Genomic DNA, 2,730 nt, shown 5'->3' on the forward strand with positions numbered 1-2,730 from the left:
CGCGCGGGCCTGCGCCTCGCCGCCGACGGGCTCGCCGAACTCTTCGACGCCCCGCTGCTCGCCGACGCCGGCCTCATCGACCTCCCCGCCGTCCGCGCCGGCCTCGCCCGGTCCGCCGACCCCACCAACCCCCTGCCCCCCTCCGCCCTCGCCGGCCTCGCCGACCTCGTCTCCACCGAACTCTGGCTCCGCCGCATCCGCGCCCGCCGCCACGGCGCCTGCTGGACGGGCCTGCCCAGCCCCCGCCAGCCGGCCCTCACCTCGTGAGTCCGGTCCCGTCACCGCGGCGCGTGGGCCTGCGTTGCCACGACGCGGTCTGCGGAGTCCTGCCCAGCGGCGGGAGCCCGGTCCCGCGTCCGGCGCCTCCCGCCACCGAGGCGCCCATCGGACGGGGTCCCCAGCCGCCCACCCGGACGCGCTGAGCCCGCCCGGCTCGCCCCGGCCCCCGCCCCGCAACCCCGGCCCCGGCCGTCCCCTGACCCCCGGAGCGTGCTCCGGCACACGCGACTTCTCCGCCTCCTCCACCCCTCCTCCACCCCTCCTCCTCCCCGCCCTGCGGCGCGGTTGCCGGGCCCGGATCGGCGGGGCGGTGATGATGACGGGGGTGTGGATCCGGGGCGAGGAGGACGTGCGGTGGCCGCTGGGAGCGCGGGGCGGGATGTGCCGGTCGTGCTGTCGGTGCTCGGGCGTCCGCCGGCGGGGCGCCCGCCGGGGGTGCTGGCGGCGTGCGACGGGTCGGACGGGTCGCTGTGGGCGCTGGACCGGGCGATGACGGAGGCCGAGCGGTTCGGGCTGCCGCTGTACGTGCTCGCCGTGGTCAACCCGGCGCCGGCCGGCTACCCGCCGGGGATGGCGGAGCTGGTGCAGGAGAGCGTGGAGACGCTGGTCGAGAGCATGGCGGACGGGCTGCGCCGCTCGGTGGCCGCCGTGCAGCGCCAGCGTTCCGCGCCGTACGCGGGGGAGCTGTCGCTGCACGTGGTGCTGGGCAATGTGATCGAGGTGCTGCTGGAGGCGGCGGCCCGGCAGCACACGCTGGTGATCGGGACCCGGGGCAACGGCGGCTTCGCCCGGCTGCTGCTGGGCTCGGTGTGCTCGGCGGTCGTGCACCACGCGGCCTGCCCGGTGCTGGTGGTCCCGGCGCCGCCCGCGGCCTGACCGGCCGGGAGGACGCCCGCGGGGTGCCGGGAATGTCCCGAGATGGTTCATCGTTCACCCATCTCGTACACATCTGACAAGACGCCCCCTGGAGCCACCCGCATGAAGGTCGAGATCTGGTCCGACATCGCCTGTCCCTGGTGCTACATCGGCAAGCGCCGTTTCGAGCAGGCCCTGGCGGACTTCCCGGGCAAGGAGCGGGTCGAGGTCGTCTACCGCCCGTACCAGCTGGTCCCGGACGCTCCCGCGACGGCGAGCCCGCACCGTGCCTGGCTGGCCGAGCGCTACGGCCCGCAGTCGGTGGCGATGGACGCCCGGGTGGCGGAGCTGGGCCTCGTCGAGGGCATCACGTACGACTTCGACGCCGCGCTGCACGCCAACACCTTCCTGGGGCACCGCCTGCTGCACCTCGCCGAGGCCGAGTACGGCCCGGCCGCCCAGGGACGGCTGAAGGAGGCACTGCTGAAGGCGCACTTCACCGACGGCGTCGACGTCGGTGACCGCGCCGCACTGACCGACGTCGCCGTGTCGGCCGGCCTGGACCGGGACCGGGTGACCGCCTACCTGGCGGGCGACGAGGGCACCGCCGAGGTCAACGCCCAGCTGGCCGAGGGCCGGGAGCTGGGCATCAACGCCGTGCCGACCTTCGTCTTCGAGGGCAAGTGGGCGGTTCAGGGCGGCCAGGACGCCGCGACCTTCCGCAAGGTGCTGGAGCAGGTCGCCGCCGAGATCGGTGAGCGCCGCCCCGCCCCGGTGCAGGTCGCCCCGGCCGGGGAGGCCTGCGCGGACGGCTCCTGCGCCATCTGACGGCCGGTCGCGGCCGTGCATTCCGCGTCGGTCGCGCGGCACCGCGGACCCGAGGCCCGCTCCAGGCCCCCTGGAGCGGGCTCCGTCATGAGCGCCCGGAGCGAGCCCCCGTCACGAGCAGCGGAAGCGGGCCTGGGCCCAGTCCGCGACGTTCAGCGCCGACCAGATCCCGTTCACCGGTGTGACCACCAGCTTGACCGACTTCTGCCCGGTCAGCGGCACGTGCACCGGCATAGCGTCGTCGCCGACGGCCAGCGCGCGGGAGCGCCACAGGGTGGTGCCGTCGCCGCCCTGGACGGAGAAGACGACCCCGCCCGGCGAGAGCGTGGCGTCGTCCACCCCGACCACCGCGTCGAAGGACGTGCAGCTGCGGTTGAGGTCGATCACGGTGGTCGCCGGGGCGTGCACGGTGATCGCGTGCGGGTGGTAGTCGCCGCCGATCCAGCCGCCGTCACGCTGCCAGAACTTGTCGCTGCCCTTCTGCCGGATGCTCGGCTCGGGCAGCGGCACCCGGTTGTTGCCGGGCTTGAGGACGGGCAGCGAGTCGCCCCAGAAGTCGCTGAGCACGGGCGGCGTCGGCGTGGTGACGGTCGGGGTCGGCACCGGCGGCAGGGTGGGCGTCGGGATGACCGGCACGTCGGGCGTGGGCAGCGGCGGCAGGGTCGGCACCGGCACGACCGGGGGAGCGACGGTCGGCTGCGGCGCCTGCGGGCCGGGTGCGGGCATGACGGGCTCCGGCGCCTGGGTGGTGGCGGGCGGCGGAGTCGG

3 protein-coding genes and 1 pseudogene are annotated in these 2,730 nt (G+C 75.9%); 3 read left to right on the forward strand and 1 reads right to left on the reverse strand.

Annotated features, from left to right (window positions below; all coding sequences use genetic code 11):
• The 3 genes and pseudogenes from KS423_RS42925 to KS423_RS42935 form a co-directional block, all read left to right on the forward strand.
• Positions 1-267 (forward strand): annotated as a pseudogene (locus KS423_RS42925) (asparagine synthase); the annotation flags it as partial.
• Between the two features lie 366 nt (positions 268-633).
• Positions 634-1,155: a universal stress protein gene (locus tag KS423_RS42930; protein ID WP_224285121.1), complete on the forward strand. Its 522-nt coding sequence runs from the start codon at positions 634-636 to the stop codon at positions 1,153-1,155.
• A 102-nt stretch (positions 1,156-1,257) separates the two neighbouring features.
• Positions 1,258-1,962 carry a DsbA family protein gene (locus KS423_RS42935; RefSeq protein WP_224285122.1) on the forward strand — a complete coding sequence of 235 codons (705 nt, stop codon included), beginning with the start codon at positions 1,258-1,260 and terminating at the stop codon, positions 1,960-1,962.
• 111 nt (positions 1,963-2,073) lie between these two features.
• Here KS423_RS42935 and KS423_RS42940 read toward each other — a convergent pair.
• A partial coding sequence (locus KS423_RS42940; protein ID WP_224285123.1) for an NPCBM/NEW2 domain-containing protein occupies positions 2,074-2,730 on the reverse strand: 657 nt, incomplete at its 5' end.

This window comes from Streptomyces sp. LS1784, from assembly GCF_020103755.1.
GTDB lineage: Bacteria > Actinomycetota > Actinomycetes > Streptomycetales > Streptomycetaceae > Kitasatospora.

Bases quoted from the DNA above. Each gene is read 5' to 3' on its own strand.
- KS423_RS42935 (WP_224285122.1), top strand. From the start codon at position 1,258: ATGAAGGTCGAGATCTGGTCCGACATCGCCTGTCCCTGGTGCTACATC.